The sequence below is a fragment of the Paenibacillus chibensis genome (assembly GCF_004001045.1).
GTDB lineage: Bacteria > Bacillota > Bacilli > Paenibacillales > Paenibacillaceae > Paenibacillus_AQ > Paenibacillus_AQ chibensis.
This window is the reverse complement of the sequence record NZ_BIMK01000017.1, coordinates 150,592-174,986: the sequence shown is the minus strand read 5'-3', so window position 1 is coordinate 174,986 and position 24,395 is coordinate 150,592. Positions and strand designations below refer to the sequence as shown.

Genomic DNA, 24,395 nt, shown 5'->3' with positions numbered 1-24,395 from the left:
TACGGGTTTTCAGGGGGAAATACTACAGGATATAGGAAAACGGTAATCTAGCGTCAACAGAGATGTATTGGGAGGAATGGCCGATGCCACGCAACGTGGACCGTGACCAGAAAATGAGAGCAACCCGCAGCAAGCAGATCCTGGACGCCGGGGGGATCGTCAATGTAGGCGCGGGCCGCTGCAGCCCTGCTTTCATGAATCTCAAAAGAAAGTGTATCTTCCCGCGACTACTTTCCGAACCGCCGTGTCGCGGAGCGAATTTCGATCGCCTGGGGACCGGCCCTGCGGATGAGGCTCAACGAAATCATCCGTCGATAGACCGCGTTCCTGCTTGCCGCCTGCCAAGGCGGCTTTTTTCATGGAAACAATTTTTAATAATCATTCTAGAGATAGCGCCGCGGTGGGGATATTGATATGATGAATTTGAGAAATATGGAAAAGAAACCGGCTCTTGGTTGGAATCATTGGAGGGGTAACGTTGAAACAGATTATAGCGCTTGGCGGAGGAGGCTTCTCCATGGAGCCGGATAATCCGCTGCTTGATCAATACATACTGCGCCAGTCTGCGGCGCGCACGCCCAAGGTATGCTTCATTCCGACGGCGAGCGGAGATGCGGAGGGCTATATTCAGGGATTCGAGCATGCTTTCGGCAGTCATGACTGCATTCCATTCCATCTTGCGCTTTCCCGGCCGCCTTCCGCTGATTTGGAGGATTACGTCCTGGACAAACATATTGTTTATGTCGGAGGCGGGAACACGGAGCTCCTGTTGACGACCTGGCGCGAAACGGGATTGGATCGCATCCTGCGCAAAGCATGGGAGCAGGGGGTTGTTCTGGCCGGGCTCAGTGCGGGCTCGATTTGCTGGTATGAGCAGGGCGTTAGCTGCGACGACACCGGCCGGGCGGAAGCCATCACGGGGCTTGGCTTCATTCCGGGCAGCCATAGTCCGCATTTCGACGCGGAACCGGCGTATAGACACGGCTTTCGCGAGCTGTTAAGCACCGGACTTATTGGCGGAGGAGTCGGGGTGGATGATGGCGTCGGCATTCATTACGCCGGCGGGCAGATCCATCAGGTGATCAGCTCGCGGCCGGGCGCCCGGGCCTACCGGGTGGAGAACGTGAACGGTGGGATCCGGGAAACCGAAATGATACCGGCATATTTGGGAGCATAATTGCCATTCACCTGAAAAATGGAGGGATATACATGAAAGAACCATGGAGCAGCAGCATGCCGGCGGTGCAGTTCCGCACCGCCCGGCCGACGCACCAGTTGGAGAAGATCAAGGAGTTTTACGGGGAAGGGCTCGGGCTTCCGGTGATCGGCTCTTTCGAAAATCATCATGGCTATGACGGCGTGATGTTCGGCATGCCGGGCAGCGCCTATCATTTGGAGTTTACGCAGCATGAGCACGCCGCCCCAGTGCCTCCGCCTTCGGAGGACAATCTGCTTGTGTTTTACATCCCTGACCAAGCAAGCCGGGACGCTATCGCAAGCAGACTGCAGCAGATGGGGTATGCGGCCGTACCGGCCGAGAATCCGTATTGGGACGTGAACGGCATTACCATTTGCGATCCGGATGGCTGGAGAATCGTTTTGCAGCATTCAAACGGAATTTAAGCGGAAGATAAGCTGCGGATCGATACCGCAGGCATTGCCGGTTTGATGGATGCCGGTGGACATTTTATTTTATATGATGACAAAGATGCTGGGGAGGAGCGTGGTTACGTGTTTCATGAAGCGGTTGCGGCGGTCGAGGAGTACCGCAGAGTCATCAATGAAGGAACGGCAGAAGAGGTAAATGCTTGGATATCGGATGATTTCATCGGATATTTCGGCTATTATCCGGACAAGGATTACGAGGTGTACCGCTCATCTCATTACAAAGCGGACAATCTCGAGACGCTGGCCATGTACGTGGGCAAGGAGCCGCACTGGGAGTACAGCGATCTGACCCGGAATATGCGCGAAGACAATGAACTGATTATTTCGGCCATCGTGAACTTCAGCCTGAATGGCAGCACGGTCGCAAGCGTATTGGCCATGGAAGTATTCCGCAAGGAACAGGGAGCGTGGAAGCTGTACAGGCAGCATATGGAAAAATATGCGAATGTCTAAATCCGGCATACACCAACGCTCTACTTAAATACGAAGGGTGTGAGGATGAATGAAACCGAATGAGAACATAGAACAATGGATTGTCGAGGCGGATATCCGCAGCATGCAAGCTGCGATGGAGGCGGGGGAGACCAGCTCAGAGGAGCTGGTTCGGGTCTATCTTAAGCGGATCGGACGTTATGACGGCAAGCTGAGATCGATCATCGAGATCAATCCCGAAGCGATCAGCATCGCCAGGGCGCTGGATGATGAACGGTATGATACAGGAATCCGGGGGCCGCTGCACGGCATTCCGCTGCTCCTGAAGGACAATATCGACACATGCGACGCGCTGCATACCAGCGCAGGTACGCTTGCCCTCGCGGAGCATACGGCGGCGCATGACTCTTTTGTAGCCGCACAGCTGCGCAGGGCAGGAGCGGTCTTTCTCGGAAAAGCCAACATGACCGAGTGGGCGAATTTCATGGCGGATGGCATGTGGTCCGGATACAGCACCCGCCGCGGTCTATGCCTGAATCCGTACGGCCCGGGCGAGTTGTTCGTCGGCGGCTCCAGTTCCGGCTCGGGAGCAGCGGTTGCAGCTAACCTGGCCGCAGCGGCAATCGGTACGGAAACGTCAGGCTCCATCATCAGCCCGGCCAGCCAGAACATGCTGGTGGGCATCAAGCCGACGGTGGGGCTGGTCAGCCGCAGCGGCATCATCCCGATTACCCATACCCAGGATACCGCCGGCCCGATGGCCAGAACCGTGACGGATGCGGCCATTGTGCTCGGGGCGATGACGGGCGTGGATGAACGGGACGAAGCGACGCTGGCTAGCGAAGGGCATCGTTTAACCGATTATACGCCGTTTCTGGATGCGTCGTTTCTTAAGCAGGCCCGGATCGGGATTCCGCGTTTTTATTATAAAGGGCTGGATCCTGACCGGCTGCACATTCTCGAGGACGCGATCGAGGTGCTGCGCCGCGAAGGCGCGACGATCGTCGATCCGGTGGAGCTTCCGTGCCAGGACACGAACTGGAACTGGAGCGTGATGCATTACGAATTCAAAAAAGGCGTCAACGACTATCTCGCGCCGCTGCCGGCCAGCATTCCGGTGCACACGCTGGCCGAGGTGATCGATTATAACAAGGAACATGCCGAGCGGTGCCTGAAGTACGGACAAAATGTGCTGGAGGCGTCGGAGGCCACGAGCGGCATGCTGACAGAGCCGGAATACGCCGAAGCGCTTCGCTTGAACAGGGAGATGTCGCGGGAACGGGGTATTGATGCCGCGCTGAAGCAGCATAACCTCGATGCCCTGCTGTTTCTCGGGTGCGAGGAAGGCGATGATATCGCGGCCCGTGCCGGGTATCCGGTCATTACCGTGCCCGGGGGATATGCGCAGAATGGCGTCGTTGCGCCCGGAGGCTATATTACGAAGGGGCCGGTAGGCATCACGTTTATCGGAACAGCCTATAGCGAACCGGTGCTGATCAAGCTCGCTTACGGATACGAGCAGGCGACCAAGCACCGGGTATCGCCGGAGATGAGCCGGCTTGAAGGCGAGTAGACAGGGAGCGGTAGGGCGAATGACAGTGAATATCAAAAATCCATACGATGATCCGGAAGATTACGACATCAAGGAACGAAGCTACATGAATGATTACGAGCTGATTCTGGAGTGGGCGCGCCGTTGCGGCGGGCATGCGCTGGATCTCGGCTGCGGTACGGGCAGGGTTGCGCTGCCGCTGGCGGGGGCAGGTATTGCTGTGGAAGGGGCCGATGTCAGCCGGACCATGCTGGATTTGGCGGCACGCAAGGCAGAGCAAGCAGGCGTAACCATACCGCTGTATGAGCAGGATTTGACGGAGCTCAGGCTGCCGCGCAGTTATGACATGATGTTTATGGTTGGAAATACGTTTCAGCATCTGCTTACCAACGAAGATCAGGAACGCATGCTTCAGGGGGTATACCGTCATTTGAAGCCGGAGGGCGTGCTTGTGTTCGGAACCCGTAATCCCAATCTGGAGGAGCTCAGCCGGATTGAAGTCTATGAGCAGCATTATTCGAACGCTTCGGGCCAACAGGTCACCGAGCAGCATGAGGAAATGTATGATGCAATCACGCAGCTTCTATCCTGCAGGACAGTTAAAATAACGGCCGAGCAAGGGCGCGGGGAAGAAATATCACGTGAGGACGTCCATCTGCAGATCCGCTACACCTACCCGCAGGAAGCCTTCCGATTGCTGAAGCAAAGCGGCTTTGAGGTGATTCAGGTATATGGCGGATGGACAAAGGAGCCGTTAACCTCCACCAGTCCGGAAATGATTTTCATTTGCCGAAAGGCGGGTTAAGGCTCCTTATGGGACGGGGCCGCTTCATGATTTGCGGCGGCTCCGCATTCGAATGTGGCGCACCATGATACCGAGCACGGCTATAGGGGGTAGCAGCAGTGTCATTTCCACCTGCTGGTGATACCATAAGCGCTGCCCGATGAGAATAAGAAAAACGCCCATCGTCATCGCGGCCATCAGAATCATCGGATCGACGGGCCGGCGAAACAGCTTTTTGTATAAAAACTTCAAACCGAAATAAGCGACGGCAAAATAAAATCCGCCCATGAGGATGATCGCCAAAATTGCTGCAAGGAATACCAGTGGAATCAACTCCAATCCATTGGGTGGTTATTCCAGTATATCCCATTTCCTCCGGATGCGAAAGGCTGTTAGCCTTTTTGGATCGTTTCCAGCGTCAGCCCTTCGAGGTTGCGGCGGATCAAATCGCAAGATTCATTAAACAGCTTCGTTTCTTCTTCGTTCAGCTTCAGCTCCAGCAGCTCCTGAATGCCGTCACTGCTAATAATCGCCGGTACGCCGGCGCATACGCCGTATTGGCCGTACTCCCCATCGAGTATGGCGGATACGGCGATTATTTTATGCTCATCGTTCAAGACGGAGCGGGTGATATGGGCAATCGCGCTGCCGATCCCGAAATGGGTCGAGCCCTTGCGCGTGAAAATCTCCCAGCCCGCATCTTTCGTTTTGCGGGCAATGTCGTTCAGATCGACATGCTTGAAGCGCTCCTGATGCTGCGCCAGAATATCGAGGATCGGCTTGCCGCCGATCGTAACATGCGACCATGCCACGAACTGCGATTCCCCATGCTCGCCCAGTGCATAACCGCTGACGCTGCGCGGATCGATGGAAAACACATCAGACAGCAGCGTTTTGAGGCGGGAGGAATCGATGGAGGTACCGGACCCGATCACGCGGTGGCGCGGGAAGCCGGTCAGCTTCCATATCATGTAGGTCACGATATCAACCGGATTCGCGGCCGTAATGAATATTCCGTTAAAGCCGCTTTCCACGATGGGAGTTACGATCTGCCGGGTAATTTCCGCCGCCTCCGCCAGCACGTCCATCCGGTTCTGCCCCGGCTTCGGGTTCGCGCCAGCGGTCAGGATAACGACGTCGACATCGGAACAATCCGCATAGGTTCCGGCATAGACCGTTGTGCGGGTATGGGTGAAATCGATGCAATGCGATAAATCGAGAGCCTGTGCGAGCGCCCGGTCATAGGTACGGTCAATCATCATGATCTCGTCGCAGATCGACTGATTGATCATGGAGTAAGCGCAGCTGGATCCGACCATGCCGGAGCCTACGATGGCAACTCTTCTTCTTTTACGGTTCATAGGTCATCCGCTCCTTCTTTCCTATTGTACACGAGGACTTCAGGGAAATCCCGCCACGGATCAAATCGGCTGATTATGGCCGGAAACCGGCCCAAACGAATAAAACCGGCAGCTTCAGCTTATCCGGTTCAGGAGCGTTCTATTCCCAATTGTCCCCAGGGCAGGGGCTGCGGCAGCTTGCCGCTTCGCCAAACCTGCCATTTTACCCTCGGCCCCCAATATTTGTACAGGTGGGTGCCGATCGAGCTGCCCAAAATGGCTATGGCCTCATGTCCGTTCACCCGTTTCAAACCTGCATAAAGGGCCGAGCTAAAAAGGATTTCAACCATCACGAACTTGACCAATTCAGCCCGGGTAAACACCCAGACCGTAAATTCCGTATGCTGCGCTGCTGCAAGCCTTGGCATGCGTTCCTCCTTGCTTTCGTCATAAACCCCTTTTTAAGGATATATAGGAGGGCAAAATTTAAGAACATGCGGACAAACACGAATTTTGGTTGTGGAAATCATGCTCATCATGGAACCGACAAAAATAATGTGATGAAAATCACAAGGGTGGGTTGCAGGCGATGGTACGCTGAAATCATCAAAGGAAGGGTTGAGGACGGCGGAATGGATCCGCGGCCGGCCGTTCAGGAGGAGGACGGAAGGTGAAGAAAAACTATACTTTCGTGGATAAAAGCACCTGCATTGCCTGCGGAGCTTGCGGCGTCTATGCCCCTGATATCTTTGATTACGATGATGAGGGGCTGGCTGAGAACATTTTACCCGGAGACCACAATCTTGGCATTACAGAAGTCCCGGAAGATCAATGGGACAGCTTGGACGAAGCGGAGCAGGGATGTCCAACGGCATCCATTCATGTGTCCACCTGTCCGTTCCGCCAAAAGGGACAATGAACATATGGGAGGAGATCCACATGGCAAGCTTTACATTTAATGATTTGAAACATATTGATAGAAAGGAACTGGGCAACCAGGTTCCGCTGGAGCTGTTCCGCGCGATCCGTCTGATCGGGATGCATGAAGGGCTGCCGATGGGAGGGAAGAATACGACGGTGACCATCGGGCGCAAAATCGGCGAAAGTCTGCCAGCCCGGACAGTAGAGGAGCTCTTTCAACTATTCGTCGAGCTGAAGATCGGAATCCCGGCCATCGTGCATCAGGATGAGCATGCGATGCGTGTGGCGGTGGAGGATTGCTTCTGTGAGGGATTGCCTGTTCAGGAGGGCAAGCTGGTATGCGATCTAGAAGGGGCGATCATGGAGGGGGCGTTAACCCGGATCATAGGGCGCAAGGTATCCGTGAAGGAAGTGAAATGCAACGTGAACGGCGATGAACACTGCGAGTACGAGCTTAAATTCTATCAATGAACTACAACACGAAGTACATACCTGGTTCAAAAGGAGGTTATTCGGCGAGAGCTTCGTTCGCTTTGCCGGGTTATACTCGATTCGTTATATGGAAATACTGTTCATAGCAAGAGCGGCTAGGGGCAGCTTTACACGGTGCGGGAGGACATTCTGCCACGAGTAAAGCTGCCCTTTTCAAAATGGCTGAAGCATTCGGAAAGGAAGGGGAAGGCATGAACTCGCGAAGTCAGAGGGCGTCATCCATGCATTCCGTCATTCGCCAGGCATTTGAAATTAAGCAAACGGCGCTGCCCTGGAACCGGGCCATCAGCGCAGGCATCTGTCTCGGACTGCCCTCGCTCATCGGCCTGATGCTGGGCCGGTTTGATTACGGCTTGCTGGCGGGAACGGGCGGCTTTACGTATTTGTACGCGTTCACCGAACCCTATGCTTTACGGGCAAGGAAGCTTTTTTATACGATGCTGGGCATCGGCGTCTCCGTCTTTTGCGGCTCGCTCCTGTCAACGTATCCCGTCTTGTCCGCGGTTGTGCTCGGGCTGATCGGCGCGCTCGCGACCTTCATCTTCGGCGCGCTGAAATTCAAAGGACCGGCCGCGATGTTCTTCGTCCTCAGCTTCGCGCTCGCCTCCGGCATGCCGAACGGGCCTGCCGAAGCGCTGCCGCGCAGCATGCTTGTGCTTCTGGGCGGAGCACTGGCATGGCTCATTGCGATGGCCGGCTGGCTGACGAATCCGCATGCGCCCGAAATCATGGCCATCCGCAGGGTGTACGCCAATCTGGCGGCCCTGCTGGATGCAGCCGGAACGAAGGGATACAGCAACGCGAGGCATGAAACGCTGATTTCCATGGTCGAGGCCGAAGCGGCCTTTGCCGGAAAGAGCCGCTCCTGGCGGGATCCCCACCTGGTTCACCGGCTGCTCAGAATGTTCCGGCAGGCTCACCTCATCTATCAGGAGACCGATACATGGAATCAGCGCAGCATGGAGCCGCTCCCGCCGGCGCTGGGTCGGGCGGTTAGCGCTGCTGCCGAATCGCTTCGTTCCGGCAGGATTCCGACGATGGATGGCTTGTGGCAGTTGGAGGATCGGGATCGGGAGCTTCAGCGCCTTCTTCGGCCAGTCCTGGAGCTTGAATCCATTCTAAGGGAGCATTCGGACTCGGAAGATGCGTGGGAGGGAAGGGGAGTCCCTCATACGCCGGCCAAAAGCATCTTTCTCGGGGCGTTTGACAAAAACTCGCTCGTGTTTCTGTTGTCCCTGAGATTCGGCATCATATTAATGATCGCGGCGCTGGCAGCCCATGCGTTTAATCTGAACCGCTCCTATTGGGTGCCACTGTCCTGCGCCTCGGTGATGCTCGGCTCAACGGTCGTAGCGACCTATCACCGGGCCATTCAGCGTTCGATCGGTACGATCATCGGCATTCTGATTGCCAGTGCGATTTTGTGGGCCCGGCCGGAGGGGATTGTCATCTCGCTAGCCATCATGCTGTTTACGTTTTTTGCCGAGCTGCTGATCGTCCGCAATTACGCGATCGCGATTCTGTTCGTGACGCCCAATGCGCTTCTGATGGCGGAAGCCAGCTCGCATATTCATAATGTGGCGTACTTTGCGGGAACCCGGATCGTGGATGTCATCACCGGCAGCGTGATCGGCTTGATCGGCGTGCTGCTGCTGGGCAGAACATCCGCCTCCAGCCGGATTCCTTACCTGATGGGCCGGACAATCCGGAGCCAGTCAGAGCTGACTGCGCAGCTGCTGACGGAGCAGCCGGGATCTGATCTGTCGGAGGGCGGCCGTCAGCAGCGGGCCATGAAGACGAATCTGTCGAATCTCACGACCGTGTACGCGACGGCCCTCGGGGAAATCCCGAGGAGCGAGGAGGAGCTGCAGCGGCTTCTGCCCGTGGTATGGGCGCTGGATCAGTTCGGCTACCTGCTGGATTCCTATGCCATGACGCCGAACCGGCCCGTATTGTCCGATACAGAGCTTGCCGGTTTGCTGCTTGTCTTCGAGAAAACGGCACAAAGCGCAGAGCAGCAGCGCAGCATGGCACTGCCGGAAGTGCCAGCGCTTGCGCTCGCGCCGAAGGTGAGGCAGGAGCTGCTTACGCTGCAGAACGCGCTCGTCAAAAGCTTATCGGCTCCCGTATGAGATAAGGTGATATATGGCAACAACAAAAAATCCCCGCCTCCATAATCACATGGGGGTGGGGATTTTGGTATCGATGAGACTTAATTAGTAAGCCAGGGTGAACAATGCTTTGATGTGGGAGAGGTAACGGATGTTACTTGCTTCCTTCATCATCGTTGCAGGCAGACCCTTCAGGGACGTGTTGTTTTCCCCTACGGTTGCTACAGCGTCTTTGCGTCCGAGGCTTGCCAGCGTACCAGAGTTCACAGGGCTGAACGTGTGGTATGCTTTGTCATTCAGGTAAGCGTACAGGTTGTAGCCGATCAGTTCGCCCATTTGCCAAGCGATTTGAGCGGTTGGAGGGTATGGACGGCCGGTTGCATCGAATACAACAGCGCTGTCGCCTGCCACGAATACATCCGGATGGGATGTGGATTGCAGGAATTCGTTGACGGTTGCACGTCCGCGGTTTACTTCAAGACCGGATTCGCCGACGAGCGGGTTGCCTTGAACGCCGCCGGTCCATACGAAGGTGTTGGCGATGATTTTTTGGCCGTCCTTCAGATCGATCACGTTACCTTCCACGTTCGTTACAGGCAAGCCTGTCAGGAAGGTTACGCCGCGTTTTTCGAGGCTTTCCGTTGCACGGGCGATGAGGTGGTCAGGAAGCACAGGCAGGATTTTAGGGCCTGCTTCCACGAGCAGCAGCTTGATTTCAGCTGGGTTCACGCCGTATTTAGCTGTCAGCTTCGGCATGATGTCGGCAATTTCGCCCACAAGCTCAACGCCGGTCAAACCGCCGCCGCCGATGAGGATGGTTGCGTCCGCAGCATCCTTGGTTTGCGAATAAGCTTTGATGCGGTCTTCAATATGCTGATGAATGCGGTTAGCGTCCTCAGCGGATTTCAGAACCATGCTGTATTTGTCGAGTCCAGGAATACCGAAGTAAGCTGTGATGCTGCCAAGACCAACCACGAGAGCGTCATAAGAAAGCTTGGAGCCGTCAGCCAATTTGATTTCTTTGCTGTCTACCGAGAAAGAATCCACCTTCGCGATTTTCAGATCGATGTCCTTGCCTTTGAACAGCTTGTCAAGAGGCATAGCGATCGCTTTTTCGGCGATGCTGCCTGCCGCCAGGCGGTGAAGCTCGGTAATGATTTGGTGCGTCGGATACTGGTTCACCACGGTTACGCGCGCCTGATCTTTGTTCATATATTTACGCAAAGTCAGAGCAGAGAGAAGTCCGCCATATCCTGCACCCAAAATGACAATATGTTTTGACATAGTTTTTCCTCCGTCCTTACTGGTTATTGAGAGAATTAATGTTGGTCCTGTTCTTTCGCGCGTTCAGCGGAAACCTGCAGGTAGGCGTTCACGAAACGGAACATTTTTTGCGCTTGCGGATCCTTGAGCAATTTGAGAATGCCGAAAAGACCGATCACTTCATGACTCTCTTCAGCGCGGTCTTTGGCTTCAATCACGTTTGCTGCAACGTTCTTAGCGGATTTGATGACCGGGGAAGCCATCTCCGAAATCGCGCCAACCGTATCGCTTTTCAGCGTTTTGTCGGTAGCCACGGATTGAGCGAAGTCATAAGACTTTGTCAATACATTCACAAGCTCAGTCAGCTTTGGAAGATGGTTAACCAGTGTAGTCAAAGATTCCTGAACCTCAGGCTTGAGCAGCTGATCCAGCAGATCGTTTTGCTCTTGGCTGACAGGCTTGCTTGCTTGTTCAGTCGTTACATCAGTAGATATTTCTGACATGTCCATTTCTCCTTTGCGTAAGCAGCAATGCTTAGTTTTATTATAAAAAAGGGCTGATAGACCCTTTTTGGGCAGAGGGGTCTATAAGCTGGAGACCTTCCTCAGAATGAAAAAAGCCTCGAATCTAAATCACCATTTCCTATGGTAACATAATGCTCTTGAAAAGGATAATGAGGCATTTTAGAAGGAAGTCACGAATTGTGAAGAATTACACATGATTACGGCATCTTGGTCCAAAATTCTCAGTTTTGCTTTATTTTTACGCTGAAAACGTGATGAATTCAATAGCAAAGGTGGCATCCTTTCCGTATGTTCCGGCCGGTTCCCGTTCTTCCATAGCTTCTTCAAATCCGCAGAGCCGTATGCATAGGCAACCAAAAGAGGCGGCCAACCGGTAGCGCTAGATGAATGCGGCGCTTCTTTAAATAAAGAGTGTTCCCCTCCAGCCTGAAAATGATATTCTGAGCGCAAAAAAACCGCCTCCGGCGAGATCGCTAACGGATAACGGTTTAATATATGGACGGGCAAATCGATTATTTGGCATCCGGCTGATGAGGCACTTCCGGATGAAGCGGGGTACCGTTCAATTCGCCTGATGCTTCGATGACGCGGTATTGCTTCAGCATGAAAACTCTCCAGTGGAGAATCATGCCGAACGCCAGCAGGAAGAAGAGGGCGCCGGACTGCGGAATGGACACATATTCGTCGATCACTTGATGCAGTACGGTACGGACGATCAGCAGGGCGAACAGGATGACCACGAAGCTCTTGGAGCGTCTGGCGAAAACCTGGCCTTCGCTGACCTCGAATTTGGTGCTGCGAATCAGCGGATATGAAAATATGAACCAGCCGATGAGAAAGGCAAGCAGGGCCCAGAGCCATGGAACCCGAACCTGAGGCGCCACAAACATCAAGAAGCCTGTTGACATGCCCAGCGGCGGAATGATGATTTTTTTAATGGTTACTGGTCTGTTGCTGGCTTTCAAACGGACGAAAATGACCAAAAGCGCCATAACCAGAGCCCCCACGGTAGATCCGATTTGAAGATATGAGGGACTAATATGAGCCAAGTTAAAGACTCCTCTCTAATAAGGATGTAATTAATCACGTATAACTATATTATATCACACCCAACAAGAAGTAAACTTGAACGTCATATGACATCTTGTCCTGATCAGCCCGCTTTATTCGCGTGCATTCCTTTCAGAAAGGTTCGCAGGACATATTGAACGCTGGCATCCAGCGGAAGATCCATCTGAAAGCCGCCATGCTGCTCCAGCGTAGCGAATCCGTGCAGCAGACTGCGCAGGCCCCGAATGGCATGCAGCGTTTCCCGGTCTCCCAGACGGTAAGGCTCCATAATCCGTACAAAGAGATCGAGCAGCTCCCGTCTGGCTGTATCCAGCTCCTCATCCTGCTGCGTGTTTATCTTATAAAAGGCTTCATACAAGCCGGGGCGGGTATGGGCAAAACGGAGGTAAGCCTCGCATAAGCTGAGGATCGCTTCATCCCCGGATTTGCCGATGACGGCGTTGCGTGTTGTTTCGACAAGAAGATGCAGGCAATAAACTGTAAGAGCTGCCCGCAGATCGGGCAGGCCCTTGACATGATTATATAAAGAAGGGGAGCGCACGTTCAGCTTCTGAGCCAGCGCAGCCAAGGTGAGCGAATCGAGGCCGGAGGCATCGGCCAGCTCGGCGGCGGCGACCAGCAGGGCTTGGCGGTCGAGACCCATTTTGGCCATTTTATTTCGCCTCCCGGAAGGCTGCTTCGGCTCGCTCAATGGCCCGGGTCATCGCGTTTTGAGGCTGCTCGAGCATCCGCCCGTGACCGACGGCAAGCCAGGATGGCTGCAGCTTGGCAAGGCGGCGTGCGCTTGCCAGGGCAGTATCCTTATGCCACGTCGCCATCGCCGGAAAAGGAAACAGCGGCTGCATATGGCCGGATACGCCCACGCCGCCCCGCACCTGGAATGCATCGCCGGCAATCAGCACCTGGCTGCGCGTATCTAGAAATGCCATATGTCCCGGCGTATGTCCTGGCGTTGCGACAGCCAGAAGCGAGCCGACGCGGTCGCCATCCGCGAGAAGATGATCGGGCTTGGTACGTACGTTTTGCGGTACGCTGCCCTTGATCGGCGTCTGCGGTTCCCCGGCTTCGAGATCGCGGCTTCCGGCCAAAAGCGCCCGGTCCCGGCGCGATATATAGACTTCGGCGGTTGGAATGGCTTCCTTCAGGCTATCCAGCGCGCCGATATGGTCGCCATGGGCATGGGTAAGCAGGATGCGGGTGATCGGTTTACCGAAAGATTCCGCTGCCTTCAGAATTCCCTTCAGGCTGAACGGCATGCCTGCGTCAATCAGCGTAAGGCCGTCCTCCTCTTCAACCAGATACACATTGACCGGAAACAGACGGGGCAGAAAGGAAAGCTGGGTCACCTGATAAACTGTCGTTTTTTTCATAATAATCATCCTCCTATAACGATAAACTAATCTTATTAGTATTATAACTAATCATATTAGTTTTGGCAACCGGTCATTTTCCGGATGGAGGGATTTGGGCAGGAGTGCAAGGGCGGGGAGATGGTCCTCAGCGAGACGAATGTTTCACTAATGAATCTTCAAAGAATCTCTGAATCTATGCAACTATTGAAAAAAGCGTTTTCAAAAAGACATATTCATACTATAATGGTTTTGTAAACCCTTTCATATGTCTAATCTGATTTTTGAGTCCTTCCTTGTGAGGGGCTCCTTTTTTTTGCGGAAAAGCGAGAGAAACGGCGACGCACATCCGTCTACTATACATAAGGAAAGATGATAAGTAGGGAGGATCGTTATGGCAGACCCGTCACAGGACGTTGCGCTGGTCAGGCAGGTGTTGGCTGGCGACAAGAAGAGCTATGCTCAGCTGGTGAATACGCATAAAAATAAAATATACGGCTTATTGCGGGGCCTGGGCGCAAGTCCGCAGGATGCCCAGGATTACACGCAGGAGGCATTTCTGAAAGCATACCGCAAGCTGGCCGGCTTCAGGGAGGAATCGAGCTTTGCCTCATGGCTGTACGCCATCGCCGTGAACGTGATGAAGGATGCGGGGCGGAGAAAAAAACCCGAGCCGGTGGAGGCTGAGATGCTTATCCGTGCACAGCATCAAGCCGAAACACCGGAATCCGCTTATCTTCGCAAGGAAACCGGTGGGGAAGTACAGCTGTTATTGCAGCAGCTGCCGGACAAATACCGCATCATTCTGCTGCTGCGATACACGAACGAACTAAGCTATGACGAAATTGCCGACATGGCCGGCATTGACGTGAATCAGGTGCGCAACCGGCTGCACCGGGCCAAGAAGTCTCTGCGAAAAAAGCTCAAGGAGAAGGAGGGGATGCTGCATGAGATGCTGGAAGCTTGCTCAGACCAAAGAGTACATTCGCTCTGGAAATAAAGCTGACGAAGAGCTGGAATTCCATCTTCATATGTGCCCGGAATGCCGGAGTCTGCTCGCTGCGGCTGAGGAGAAGGAACGGGTATGGACGGAATTGCTATATGCTGAGCGCCTCCCTGAAGGATTTACCGACCAGGTGATGGCTTCCCTTGAACAGATCGAAATTGAGCCCGCGGGGGAGGAAATCTATTCACCAATCGGAACCAAGAGGCGTATTCGAAACTTGCGCCCCCTCAAGAAAAGCATCCTGTGGATCGCCTCACTCCTCGTCGTAGCGATGGCATTGACTTTGTATGCACAGCCGTCCATTGCAGATTGGGTGCGGTCGATGTTTTCGAAGGAAACCTCGGACGTCGGGATGATGGATGCGCGCAGCCTGGGACTGGTGCAGAATCCCCATGTGAAAGTGAAGGATAAGGGCTACACTATCGAAATCAACGAAGTGGTCGCCGATGCCACCCGGCTTGTGATGGGGGTGAAGGTGACGGACCCGCAAGGGAAACCGCTTATTTATCAGGTGGATTGGAGCGGCCTGCATATTAAGGATAAGAACGGGAATGAGATCGGCCAAATCAGGGGGATGGAGGCCTCGAGCAACATTGAAAAACTAAACATTTCTTTCATGCAGGAAGTCCATACCGATGAGTTGGTCGTCGAGGCGCATGTGAATCGCATTCACATTCCGTGGTCGGAAAAAGTTGTGGAGGGAAGCTGGGATTTCAAATTTAAAGCGGACATTCGCGGAGCCAATGCACTAAACATCACGACACCGCTGCATGAAACCTATACGACGCCGGATGGATTGACGATTCAGACGGAGAAGCTGGTCCGCACACCAAGCGGAGTACGCCTGTTTATGGCAACCACCCTGAGTCCTGAAGCCGCAAAACGCTCGCCGGGTGAGCTTGAGAGCCAGCAGCAGCTGATGTTCCATTTTGAGAATGAAAAGGGAGAGGAAATTGCAGGCGTAAACAACGTCTTCGGAGGAGCCAGAGTGATTGCACAGGACAGCGTGCTTCAAGACGGTAAAAGGCACTGGGTATACACGTTTAATTATCTTCCCTATGACCGCCAAAAGCTGCGCTTCGTATTCGACGGATATACCATCCCGGTGACCAGCAGCGGTTCGGTCGAACTGGTACCAAGTGACCTGAAAGAGCACCCGGTCATTTTCAAGGATCAGGGAGACGTTGTTACGCTAAGCGGGTTTACGGTTGGCCATGACCCGAACGCCAGAGTAAATGAGACGGAAATTGCCGGGCTGATCGAGATGACGGGGAGATTCATAAATATTTTTCAGCATGATCAATGGTTCGTCAGAGATCAGGATGGAAGGGAATATTCGGCGGTATTTAGAGGGTCGGTCCGTATGGGCAAAATTCAGGAGGCTTCCGGAGATCCCGGCTTTGTCGTGCAGGGCATGACCGTTTTACCGGAAAGGGCCACGCTGATCCGCAAGTCACCGACAAATGGGTTCCGAACGTGAACTGGTCCTTCAAGCTGCCGATGGGCAAGCCGATTCCGGGACTCGAACATGTGGATCCGGAGAGCTACTGGAGTTCCGAGAGGCCGTAACGTCAAGTCCGATCACCCGCAAAAGTTAAAGCTCGACCACCAGTCCCCCAAAAGAGTATCTCTCTTCCGGTAGCCTAGCCGGACTTGAGGTACTCTTGTTGGCATGGGGGTCTAAATGGCAGGCCCATACAACCCTTGGGCTTACAGGCTGCCCACATGCTCACGGGAATAGATTTTCCGGTACACGGCCGGGGTCAGGCTTTCGAATTTCTTGAAGGTTTTAATAAAATACCCCGGCTCGGCAAACCCGAGCTCGTCGCTGATCTGGTTGACGGGCAAGTCCGTGGTCTCGAGCAGCTGCTTGGCCCATTCGACCTTCAGGCGCGGCACAAACACCGAGAAGTTTTCGCCCGTTTCCCGCGTGAATACGCGGCTGAAATAGCTGGGGCTGACGTGGCAAAGGGCGGCCATATCGTGCAGACGGATATTTTCATGCTTATGGCGGTACAAATAATCGAAGGCGGGCTGCAGCAGCGAATTCGTCGAGCGGTACACGCTGGCCGTGCTGTTCTTGATTTTCGTCTCGATCAGCGTGCTGGACAGCTCGCTTTGCATCGCCTGGATATGCTCGTATGTCGGAGCGGCAGGACGCATGAAATCGGCTCCGGGATGCTCCGGTGACAGCGTCTTTTTGTACAGCTCGATCGTTGAGTTTTTATCGATGGCCTCTTCCACGATGTAGTTGCATAGGTGAAAGAGCATGTCGGCAATGGTCGAGACTTCCTCGGAGGACAGCACGGGCAGAGAGCGGTATTCCGGCTGCAGGTCGTTAAACTTCCGGTCCGTTTCTGCATTCGGCGGGCGGGTGACGATTCGCTCCAGCGGCAGATTCGAGTCGCGAAGCTTGATCTGACCGGCCATGATGGCGCCGATATATTGATTGTCGATGATGATGGGAATGGCAATGTCCACGATGCCGAAATGGCATTGGTACACATAGGGTTTATTGGTACGGACGGCTTCCAGCCCTCCCCGGGCATCGCATTTCTGGCAATAGGAGGATAAGGCGTCGTCTTGGCGTACGGCTTGGCAAAAGGATTGGCAGTGGCTGTGCTTGGTGACCGGAACGCCCTTGTAGTCCACCGTGATGATCGCCATTTTGGTGACCAGGGAGAGCGAATCCTGCAGCTTATGCCATTTATCGATATCCATGATCTTCTTTAAATCGTATCGTGAGTTCATGTGCTTCGCTCTATAACGTATGATGTAGGGATGATCCCTGCTTTTCGAACCGGCTTCATCCTTCCATTATACTAAAATGCCTTTTTACTGAACAAGATAGTACAATTTTCAGCAGCTGCAGACATGAAAATCCTATCGGAAAGCGCTTTAAAAGGGATGTTTAGTGCCATGAATTCCTCGTAACCACCCGCGTATAATGGGCCATAGACAACCACCGAGAGGGGAAACGAGACGATGAGAAAAGCATTTATCAGCCCAAGCAAATATGTACAGGGTGAAAACGAACTGCTGAATTTGGGGTATTTTATTCGTACCTACGGAGAATCCGCGCTGCTGATTGCCCATCCGGAGGATGTGAAGCGGGTCAAGGACAAGCTGGACGCAACCGCAGCGAAGTTTCAGGTGACGCTGGTTGAAAGCGGATTCCGGGGCGAGTGCTCCCGCGAAGAGGTACAGCGGCTGAAGGCATTGGCCGAGGAGAAGAAATGCTCCTGCACGATCGGACTTGGCGGAGGCAAAGCGATTGATACGGCGAAATGCGTGGCGGAAGGCGACGCGCTGATCATCGTGCCGACGATTGCGGCCACGGATGCGCCGACCAGCCATTCGGCGGTCATCTACACAAACGATGGGGCGTTTGAGGATTATGCTTACTTCAAGCAGAGTCCAAGCGTGGTGATGATCGATACGACGGTAATCGCGAATGCACCGACCCGTTTTCTCGTATCCGGCATGGGAGACGCCCTGTCCACATACTTTGAAGCCAGAGCCACTTCGCGCTCCTTTACGAAAGTCAACGCAGGACTGCCATGCGGCGTGCATGCAGGCGCAGCACCGGCAGCCCGGGGGACCAAGGCTGCGCTCGCGCTGGCCAAGCTGTGCTACGAAACGCTGCTGGAAGACGGCGTGAACGCGAAAATCGCCTGCGACAGCAATCAGGTGACGCCAGCGCTCGAGAACATTATCGAGACCAACATTCTGCTGTCCGGTCTCGGTTTTGAAAGCGGCGGCCTGGCGGCAGCCCATGCGATCCATAACGGTCTGACGGCGCTTGAAGGCACCCACCATTATTTCCACGGGGAGAAGGTTGCCTTCAGCACGATCGCGCAATTGGTGCTGGAGAACGCGCCGGTATCCGAGCTGAACGAGGTGCTGGAATTTTGCGCAGCCGTAGGCCTGCCGGTATGCCTCGCCGACATCGGCGTGGATAGCATGACAGAGGAGGAGCTGGCCAAAGTCGCACAGACGGCCTGCATTCCCGAGGAATCCATTCATGCAATGCCGCTGCCGATCACGGAGGAAGCCGTGGCCGCAGCGATCGTTGTAGCGGACCAACTCGGCCGGAAATTCAAACAAAAATAAGGATGCGATGAAATGAAAAAAATCATGAACCAACCGGAGACGCTCGTTCGTGAGATGTGCAATGGCTTCGTTATGGCGCATCCGGAGCTGGAATTCAACAGCAAGCATAAAATCATCAAGAAAAAGCAGATCCAACCGCAAAAGGTCACGCTGATCAGCGGCGGGGGCAGCGGCCATGAGCCTGCCCATGCCGGTTTTGTGGGATCGGGGATGCTGGATGTTGCCGTCTGCGGCGACGTGTTTGCATCCCCGTCACAGATCCAGGTATACCAAGCGATCCGGTCATCCGCGAGCGAAAAGGGAACGCTGCTGATCATTAAGAATTACAGCGGCGATATCATGAATTTTAAAAATGCGGCGCATCTCGCCTCCGAGGATGGCATTCAGGTCGATTACGTCAAGGTCGACGATGACATTGCCGTAGAGGACAGCTTGTATACCGTCGGCCGAAGAGGCGTGGCGGGAACGGTCCTCGTCCACAAAATCGCCGGCGCTGCCGCCGAACTGGGCATGTCCCTGGATGAGGTGAAGTCTGCGGCCCAGCATGCGGTCGACAACGTCAAGAGCATCGGCTTTGCTTTCACCTCTTGCACGGTACCGGCCAAAGGTACCCCGACCTTCTCCATCGGGGAGCAGGAGATGGAATATGGCGTCGGTATCCATGGCGAGCCGGGAATCCGGCGCGAGAAGCTGATTTCGGCCGACGAGCTGGCGGCGCGGATGGTGACGGAGCTGCTCGCGAGCCTGCACATCAGCGAAGAGGCCGCTCAGGAAGTGGCGGTGCTCGTCAACGGCTTCGGCGGAACGCCGCTGCAGGAGCTATATCTGCTGAACAACGCCGTCATGAGAGAGTTAAAGGCCCGGAATGTCACCGTCTTGAAAGTACTAGTAGGCAATTACATGACGAGCATCGACATGGCGGGAGCTTCGCTCTCCATCCTGAAGCTGGATGATCAGCTCAAGCGGCTGCTTGGCGAACCATGCGACACGCCTGCACTGTCGATCCGCGGACCGCTTGCGCCGGTGAATGATACCGAGGCGGCTGCTGAGAAAGCAGATGAGGACGCGGGGGCTGTGCAAGCCGTGATGAGCGAAGAGTATGCTGCCCTTCAGGGCGGAAAGCTGTCACTGAACAATATGATGTACCTGATCGATCGGATGAGCAGCATCATCATAGAGAATGAAATTCCGTTCTGCGAGCTGGATTCCCATGCAGGCGACGGCGACTTTGGGATGAGCGTAGCCAAGGGCTTCAAGCAGCTGAAGGCGGAATGGAATGAAATCACTGCCCAGGCGGAGGATTTGGGGGCGTTTCTGGATGCCTGCTCCCTGATCATCATGGAGCACTGCGGCGGTGCTTCCGGACCGATTTGGGGCTCGGCCTTCCGCGCAGCCGGCAAATATGCAGGAGCGAAGAAGGAGCTGTCCGTGACGGAAATCGCGGAGATGATGAGCGCTGTCGTCCAAGGCATTCAGGATACGGGCGAGCGATCCTTCGGAAGAGGAGCCGTTGTCGGCGACAAGACGCTGATTGATGCCCTCGTGCCTTATGCCGAGGCATGGGAAGCCGCGGCCCGTGAAGGCATAATGCTGAAACAGGCAGGCATCCAGGCCGCCGAAGCGGCTGTGGAAGGCGCCCGCAAGACCGCGTCTATCGTGGCCCGAATGGGCCGGGCGGGTACGGTCGGAGAGCGGAGCATCGGGTATCCGGATGCCGGAGCGCATGCGCTTGGCGTGATATTCACCGAATTGTCGCAGGCGCTTCACTAGGTTCGAAACGAAAGGCCGCATGTTCACGAGATGAACATGCGGCCCTTTTATGTGTTTGAATCATTACGGAAGGAGCTATTTGAATGAATATCGTAAGAGGGCAAAGGGCATCGGTTTATTTTATGCGTTTAAATGTTCACCCCATAAAATTGTAAAATCAAACGTCACCGTTAACGATGGCCCTGCCAGCAGCAGCTGAGTTCTCTCCTCCGGCGCATGCCAGGATAATGGCGTCATCTTGAGCATCGCCTCCAGATGCGGCTGGCTCAGCTCGGCTTCATACCGGATGCGCTGCTGCTTCATGCCCGGAAAATGCCTGGCGAACAGGACAGCTGTTTCCTCTACGGCCTCTGCCTGCTTCGGTGAAGAGGGGGTGTACAGGAACTGCCTGAATTCCTGCAAATATTCCGGTCCCGGAATAATCTTCACAAGCATGCCGCCCGGTACCAGCAGCCGTTTGAATTCCTCATAATTAGACGGGGACAGTACGTTCGTAATGATATCGAAGGTATGATCCCGAAACGGGCTGCGGGTCAGATCGGCCACGCACCAGATCACCGGGGCGCTGCCCTTGGCAGCCAGCGCAATCCCCGGCTTGGATGAATCCGCACCCGCTGCAAGGATGTCCCGCTGCGAGCTGCGCCGCAGCTTATGAAGCAGGCTGGCCAGGTGTGACCCTTCGCCGCAGCCGGCATCGAGTATGGAGAACGGCTGCGAGGAGGAGGGATCGAGCATGCACTCCTGCACCCCCGTAGTTAATGCATCCATTAAAGGGTCAAAATAACCGCTTCCGTTAATGAGCCGGCGTGCCTCAAACAGCTCCTTGTCATACTTGGAAGCTTTCGCGTTCGGCAGCAGGTGGATATAACCGTCCCTGGACAGATCGAAGCTGTGCTCCGCCGTACAGGAGAGGCTGTGCCCGTTCTTCATTTTCATAGGCAGGGAGCAGACCGGGCAGCGGAATATATCATCGTAACGGGCCATCAAGCCCGCACGCTGTATGGCATGTTCTTTTTTGGACAATGTCAAACACCTCATTCATTCGTTGATTTGCGAATGGAAAAAGGCGCAGCTAAATAACCCTGTGGCTGGGATTTTCTAAAAAAGCAGCCGGGCTATTTCAATCTGCACCTTTCCTTAACGCAACCGAATGAAGTGGATCATGATGATGTTTTCATCTCCTTGCCCGGGTAAGTTGGAGGGAATTCCTCTCCATTCTATTGTAACGCAATCCCGATTCAGGATAAAATCACGAGAGGCGAGGTTAATCTTACCTATAGGGAGTTACAATAGTATTCATTAAGGCCTGATCACAGGAACTGAACCCCCGGCATCAACGTAAAATAGCATCGCCTCCGGTTGACATTCCCAACTGTTAACCATATAATTACAGTATAAGGAGGAGCGAAAATGAATAGTGAGTTTAACATTGCCGTCCATTGTTTAACCCTTCTTAGCTTAAAAAAGGATCATATGGCTAACAGCGAGGAGATCGCGAAGAGTGTCTGCACGCATCCCGCCCGCATTCGCAAGGTGCTTGGCCTGCTGCGCAAGCATGGGTATGTGGCGACGAAGGAAGGGGTCGGCGGCGGATATCTGCTGAATCCGGGGATGGAGAACGCGACACTCGGGGACTTGTATCGACTGCTTGCCGAAGGCTCCCTGAAGCCGGGCTGGTGCTCCGGCGGTGAAGAGCTGCCGTGCGAGGTTGCGGCTAACATTCAAGGGATCATGGATCAAATATACAGCGGCGGGGAATCGGCGCTCGAGCGATATCTTGACGGCATTACGATGAAGGACGTCAAACGCCAGATTGAGGAAGCCGAGAACGGCGGAGCCGGTTTGAACTGAATAGACATCATGCGAAACAGCTTCCGGAACAAGGGGCTGTTTTTTTCATGCACAAAAATAAAACCGTTTATCGCCCTGCGCTGTCTTATATATATCAAATTCATGGCGACAGCTTGGCCGAAACGGATTTGATGGGCATCACCATTTTTCACCGACCGGTGAAACAGCAGGGAAGGGGCCGACCTATGAGCGATCCTATACTTTCCGCCGCTGCATGCCAAGGAGATGAAGAAGCGTTTTATGCGCTGGTTTCCGGATTAAAGAGAAAGCTGTACGGCATCGCTTTCAGCTATTTGGGCAGCGAGGCTGACGCGCTGGAAGCGGTGCAGGAAACCGTATGCAGGGCTTGGATGAAATGCGGCAAGCTGAAGGAGCCTGCGGCGTTCGACAGCTGGATCATCCGCATTCTCATCCGCTGCTGCATCGATGAACAGCAGCACCGAAAGCGCACGCTGCCATTGATCCGTGACAAGGATGAACGCACCGCGGCCGAAATGGTCAGCGACAGCAGGCTTGATCTGCATCAAGCCATGCTGCGGCTGAAGCCGAAGTACAGGCATGTGCTGATGCTGAAATATTTTCAGGATATGACGCTAACCGAAATTGCCAAGGTCCTGGATAAACCGGAAGGCACCGTGAAGACATGGCTTCATCAAGGCTTAAAGCAGCTGCGAGGCAAGATGAATGCAGGAGGTGAGCTTTACCTTGGTCGATGAACAGGAACGAATGCTTAAGCAGTATTATGAGCCGGCGGCGATTGCGGAGCGGCGAGTGTCTGAACAGCGGCTCGACGCAGCGCTGAGAAACGGATTGATACAGGGAAAGAAAGCCAGGAAGCAGCGGCAGCTGAGCAAGGTCGCATTCGCCTCTGCGGCCGCCATACTCCTTCTGGCTGGGGCAGCGGTTTACGCACCGGATTCGCTCTTTGGAGACCGCTCCGGAGCAGGCGCGGTGCATACGGCAAACAGCCGGATTCCCGCGTACGTAAACCAGCTGGCAGGAGACAAGGGGCTGCTGCGCGAGGCGCTGGATCAAGGGAAGTACCAGTCCGTCGGAAAGACAGCCGCATATGAAGGATACCTGGTTACCGTCGACGGGATCCTTACCGACCGGAAGCATCTCGTGTTGTTTTATACGTCCAAAAGCGAATATGGCGGCCGGATTATACCGGATCCGGATGGAACAGGATTGTTTGATGCCAGCTATGACAAGCTGAAATTTAAACGGTTTATACATGAGCCGAGCAAACTGAACGGCATTTATGACGGGAAAGAATATCATGACATCTTGGTCTACGATTTGAGCGGAAGCGAAAAGCTGCCCGATGAATTTTATTTTGCGGGCAAATGGTATAACGGTGAATCGACCGGGGACCGGAAGTTTCTTGAGGTCAAGGTTCCCGTGGATACGAACAGGCTCGCGGAACTGGAGCGCAGGGTGAACTTAGATAAAACGCTTGATTTTGAAGGGCAAAAGCTGAAAGTGACTAGCGTAGTCCAAGTTCCGCAGCGCTTATACGTCAACGTAGCCCTCGACCCGTCAAACACGAAACAAATTTCGGCACTTTCCGATTGGTCGCTGTATACGAAAAACGATGCCAAGGATCAATTTCTGAATCTAGAGGATCTAAACCTGGAGGAGGGGGAATGGGGGATAGGCTATTATGCGCCCGACTATGTCCAAGGCGATTTGCTCGAGCTGCATGGCAATATGGTCGAAACGAAGTTTGAAGGCAGCATGAAGCTGGTGGTGGATACGAAGAAGAAGAAGATCGTCAGCGCCCCCGACGGGAGAATCCAACTGCCAAGCGTGAATGAGGAAAATGGGTACCTGCGGATTACGTCAGCCTTTCAACGCATGGATCCTCTTGTTAACCAGAATATGAGAGTCGAGCATACGTTTACGGACGGAAAAGGGATGAAGCATACACTCCCTGATGACGGACAATCCATTCATGAGGGCTGGCGGAGCAATGGGGCCATGGGCAGGGACGAGTATTATTTCGACATCGAAAACCGTTCCTACCCGCAGCCGCTTACGTTTGAACTGACGGAGTACCCCGGTGAAATTTTGAAGAACCCGTTCAGTATTACCCTTCAAAAGTAAGGTGGCTGAAACAGCAAAACAGACCGGTGGCTGTTCGTCGCC

At 54.2% G+C, this 24,395-nt stretch carries 26 protein-coding genes; 15 read left to right on the top strand and 11 right to left on the bottom strand.

What is annotated here, in order from left to right:
- Window positions 1–201 precede the first annotated feature (201 nt).
- The gene (locus PCH05_RS27305) at window positions 202–360 is read right to left on the bottom strand and encodes a hypothetical protein (protein ID WP_164766662.1); all 159 of its coding nucleotides are present in this window, start codon (window positions 358–360) and stop codon (window positions 202–204) included.
- A 118-nt stretch (window positions 361–478) separates the two neighbouring features.
- Between PCH05_RS27305 and PCH05_RS15335 the strand changes: the two genes are divergently transcribed.
- The 5 genes from PCH05_RS15335 to PCH05_RS15315 all read left to right on the top strand — a co-directional run bounded on the left by PCH05_RS15335 (window position 479) and on the right by PCH05_RS15315 (window position 4,457).
- Window positions 479–1,177 carry a Type 1 glutamine amidotransferase-like domain-containing protein gene (locus PCH05_RS15335; RefSeq protein WP_127603365.1) on the top strand — a complete coding sequence of 233 codons (699 nt, stop codon included), beginning with the start codon at window positions 479–481 and terminating at the stop codon, window positions 1,175–1,177.
- 32 nt (window positions 1,178–1,209) lie between these two features.
- Window positions 1,210–1,623: a VOC family protein gene (locus PCH05_RS15330; RefSeq protein WP_127603363.1), complete on the top strand. Its 414-nt coding sequence runs from the start codon at window positions 1,210–1,212 to the stop codon at window positions 1,621–1,623.
- 108 nt (window positions 1,624–1,731) lie between these two features.
- Window positions 1,732–2,121, top strand: coding sequence for a DUF4440 domain-containing protein (locus tag PCH05_RS15325; RefSeq protein WP_127603361.1), 390 nt, complete (start codon window positions 1,732–1,734; stop codon window positions 2,119–2,121).
- Window positions 2,122–2,170: 49 nt separating this feature from the next.
- Window positions 2,171–3,673 carry an amidase family protein gene (locus PCH05_RS15320; RefSeq protein ID WP_127603359.1) on the top strand — a complete coding sequence of 501 codons (1,503 nt, stop codon included), beginning with the start codon at window positions 2,171–2,173 and terminating at the stop codon, window positions 3,671–3,673.
- Window positions 3,674–3,692: 19 nt separating this feature from the next.
- Window positions 3,693–4,457: a class I SAM-dependent methyltransferase gene (locus tag PCH05_RS15315; RefSeq protein WP_127603358.1), complete on the top strand. Its 765-nt coding sequence runs from the start codon at window positions 3,693–3,695 to the stop codon at window positions 4,455–4,457.
- A 24-nt stretch (window positions 4,458–4,481) separates the two neighbouring features.
- Here PCH05_RS15315 and PCH05_RS15310 read toward each other — a convergent pair whose 3' ends face one another.
- From PCH05_RS15310 to PCH05_RS15300, 3 genes are all read right to left on the bottom strand, one after another.
- Window positions 4,482–4,775 carry a hypothetical protein gene (locus PCH05_RS15310; protein ID WP_127603356.1) on the bottom strand — a complete coding sequence of 98 codons (294 nt, stop codon included), beginning with the start codon at window positions 4,773–4,775 and terminating at the stop codon, window positions 4,482–4,484.
- A 53-nt stretch (window positions 4,776–4,828) separates the two neighbouring features.
- Window positions 4,829–5,797: an L-lactate dehydrogenase gene (locus PCH05_RS15305; RefSeq protein ID WP_127603354.1), complete on the bottom strand. Its 969-nt coding sequence runs from the start codon at window positions 5,795–5,797 to the stop codon at window positions 4,829–4,831.
- Between the two features lie 128 nt (window positions 5,798–5,925).
- Entirely contained in the window at window positions 5,926–6,204 is a 279-nt protein-coding gene (locus PCH05_RS15300) for a hypothetical protein (RefSeq protein WP_127603351.1), read from the bottom strand.
- A 242-nt stretch (window positions 6,205–6,446) separates the two neighbouring features.
- Here PCH05_RS15300 and PCH05_RS15295 point away from each other — a divergent pair, with 242 nt between their 5' ends.
- The 3 genes from PCH05_RS15295 (at window position 6,447) to PCH05_RS15285 (ending at window position 9,321) form a co-directional block, all read left to right on the top strand.
- Window positions 6,447–6,695 carry a ferredoxin gene (locus PCH05_RS15295; protein ID WP_127603349.1) on the top strand — a complete coding sequence of 83 codons (249 nt, stop codon included), beginning with the start codon at window positions 6,447–6,449 and terminating at the stop codon, window positions 6,693–6,695.
- A gap of 20 nt (window positions 6,696–6,715) precedes the next feature.
- Window positions 6,716–7,168: a V4R domain-containing protein gene (locus PCH05_RS15290; protein WP_127603347.1), complete on the top strand. Its 453-nt coding sequence runs from the start codon at window positions 6,716–6,718 to the stop codon at window positions 7,166–7,168.
- A gap of 242 nt (window positions 7,169–7,410) precedes the next feature.
- Window positions 7,411–9,321, top strand: coding sequence for an FUSC family protein (locus tag PCH05_RS15285; RefSeq protein ID WP_164766661.1), 1,911 nt, complete (start codon window positions 7,411–7,413; stop codon window positions 9,319–9,321).
- Between the two features lie 84 nt (window positions 9,322–9,405).
- On the opposite strand, the gene PCH05_RS15280 is transcribed toward PCH05_RS15285, so the two are convergent.
- The 5 genes from PCH05_RS15280 to PCH05_RS15260 form a co-directional block, all read right to left on the bottom strand.
- Window positions 9,406–10,584, bottom strand: a complete 1,179-nt coding sequence (locus PCH05_RS15280) for an NAD(P)/FAD-dependent oxidoreductase (protein ID WP_127603343.1) — start codon at window positions 10,582–10,584, stop codon at window positions 9,406–9,408.
- Window positions 10,585–10,619: 35 nt separating this feature from the next.
- On the bottom strand, window positions 10,620–11,072 hold the full coding sequence (locus PCH05_RS15275; RefSeq protein ID WP_371860550.1) for a helical membrane plugin domain-containing protein: 453 nt from the start codon (window positions 11,070–11,072) through the stop codon (window positions 10,620–10,622).
- A 527-nt stretch (window positions 11,073–11,599) separates the two neighbouring features.
- Window positions 11,600–12,136, bottom strand: a complete 537-nt coding sequence (locus PCH05_RS15270; RefSeq protein ID WP_127603339.1) for a CcdC family protein — start codon at window positions 12,134–12,136, stop codon at window positions 11,600–11,602.
- A 104-nt stretch (window positions 12,137–12,240) separates the two neighbouring features.
- Window positions 12,241–12,810 carry a TetR/AcrR family transcriptional regulator gene (locus PCH05_RS15265; RefSeq protein WP_127603337.1) on the bottom strand — a complete coding sequence of 190 codons (570 nt, stop codon included), beginning with the start codon at window positions 12,808–12,810 and terminating at the stop codon, window positions 12,241–12,243.
- A gap of 1 nt (window position 12,811) precedes the next feature.
- Window positions 12,812–13,528, bottom strand: coding sequence for an MBL fold metallo-hydrolase (locus PCH05_RS15260; RefSeq protein WP_127603334.1), 717 nt, complete (start codon window positions 13,526–13,528; stop codon window positions 12,812–12,814).
- Window positions 13,529–13,901: 373 nt separating this feature from the next.
- On the opposite strand from PCH05_RS15260, the gene PCH05_RS15255 reads away from it, so the two are divergent.
- Together PCH05_RS15255 and PCH05_RS15250 are read left to right on the top strand one after the other, a co-directional pair.
- A complete protein-coding gene (locus tag PCH05_RS15255) occupies window positions 13,902–14,507 on the top strand; it encodes an RNA polymerase sigma factor (protein ID WP_127603332.1) in 606 nt (201 codons plus the stop codon).
- Complete coding sequence (locus PCH05_RS15250) at window positions 14,455–15,993, top strand: DUF4179 domain-containing protein (RefSeq protein ID WP_127603330.1); 1,539 nt, start codon at window positions 14,455–14,457, stop codon at window positions 15,991–15,993. Before PCH05_RS15255 ends, PCH05_RS15250 begins: the two co-directional genes overlap by 53 nt.
- A 230-nt stretch (window positions 15,994–16,223) precedes the next feature.
- Here the strand turns inward: PCH05_RS15250 and PCH05_RS15245 are convergent, their stop codons facing one another.
- Window positions 16,224–17,264, bottom strand: a complete 1,041-nt coding sequence (locus PCH05_RS15245) for a PocR ligand-binding domain-containing protein (RefSeq protein ID WP_127603328.1) — start codon at window positions 17,262–17,264, stop codon at window positions 16,224–16,226.
- Between the two features lie 234 nt (window positions 17,265–17,498).
- Here PCH05_RS15245 and PCH05_RS15240 point away from each other — a divergent pair, with 234 nt between their 5' ends.
- Window positions 17,499–18,626, top strand: a complete 1,128-nt coding sequence (locus PCH05_RS15240; RefSeq protein WP_127603326.1) for a glycerol dehydrogenase — start codon at window positions 17,499–17,501, stop codon at window positions 18,624–18,626.
- 12 nt (window positions 18,627–18,638) lie between these two features.
- Entirely contained in the window at window positions 18,639–20,396 is a 1,758-nt protein-coding gene (gene dhaK / locus PCH05_RS15235; RefSeq protein WP_127603324.1) for a dihydroxyacetone kinase subunit DhaK, read from the top strand.
- Window positions 20,397–20,516: 120 nt separating this feature from the next.
- Here dhaK and PCH05_RS15230 read toward each other — a convergent pair whose 3' ends face one another.
- Window positions 20,517–21,419, bottom strand: coding sequence for a putative RNA methyltransferase (locus PCH05_RS15230; protein ID WP_164766660.1), 903 nt, complete (start codon window positions 21,417–21,419; stop codon window positions 20,517–20,519).
- Between the two features lie 387 nt (window positions 21,420–21,806).
- Here PCH05_RS15230 and PCH05_RS15225 point away from each other — a divergent pair, with 387 nt between their 5' ends.
- Genes PCH05_RS15225 through PCH05_RS15215 form a run of 3 tightly spaced genes read left to right on the top strand, consistent with a single transcriptional unit; the run spans window position 21,807 to window position 24,353 of the window.
- Window positions 21,807–22,247 carry an RrF2 family transcriptional regulator gene (locus tag PCH05_RS15225; protein WP_127603320.1) on the top strand — a complete coding sequence of 147 codons (441 nt, stop codon included), beginning with the start codon at window positions 21,807–21,809 and terminating at the stop codon, window positions 22,245–22,247.
- Between the two features lie 47 nt (window positions 22,248–22,294).
- Window positions 22,295–22,963 carry a sigma-70 family RNA polymerase sigma factor gene (locus tag PCH05_RS15220; protein ID WP_371860549.1) on the top strand — a complete coding sequence of 223 codons (669 nt, stop codon included), beginning with the start codon at window positions 22,295–22,297 and terminating at the stop codon, window positions 22,961–22,963.
- Window positions 22,953–24,353: a DUF4179 domain-containing protein gene (locus tag PCH05_RS15215; RefSeq protein WP_164766659.1), complete on the top strand. Its 1,401-nt coding sequence runs from the start codon at window positions 22,953–22,955 to the stop codon at window positions 24,351–24,353. The genes PCH05_RS15220 and PCH05_RS15215 overlap by 11 nt, the downstream gene beginning before the upstream one ends.
- Window positions 24,354–24,395: the final 42 nt, after the last annotated feature.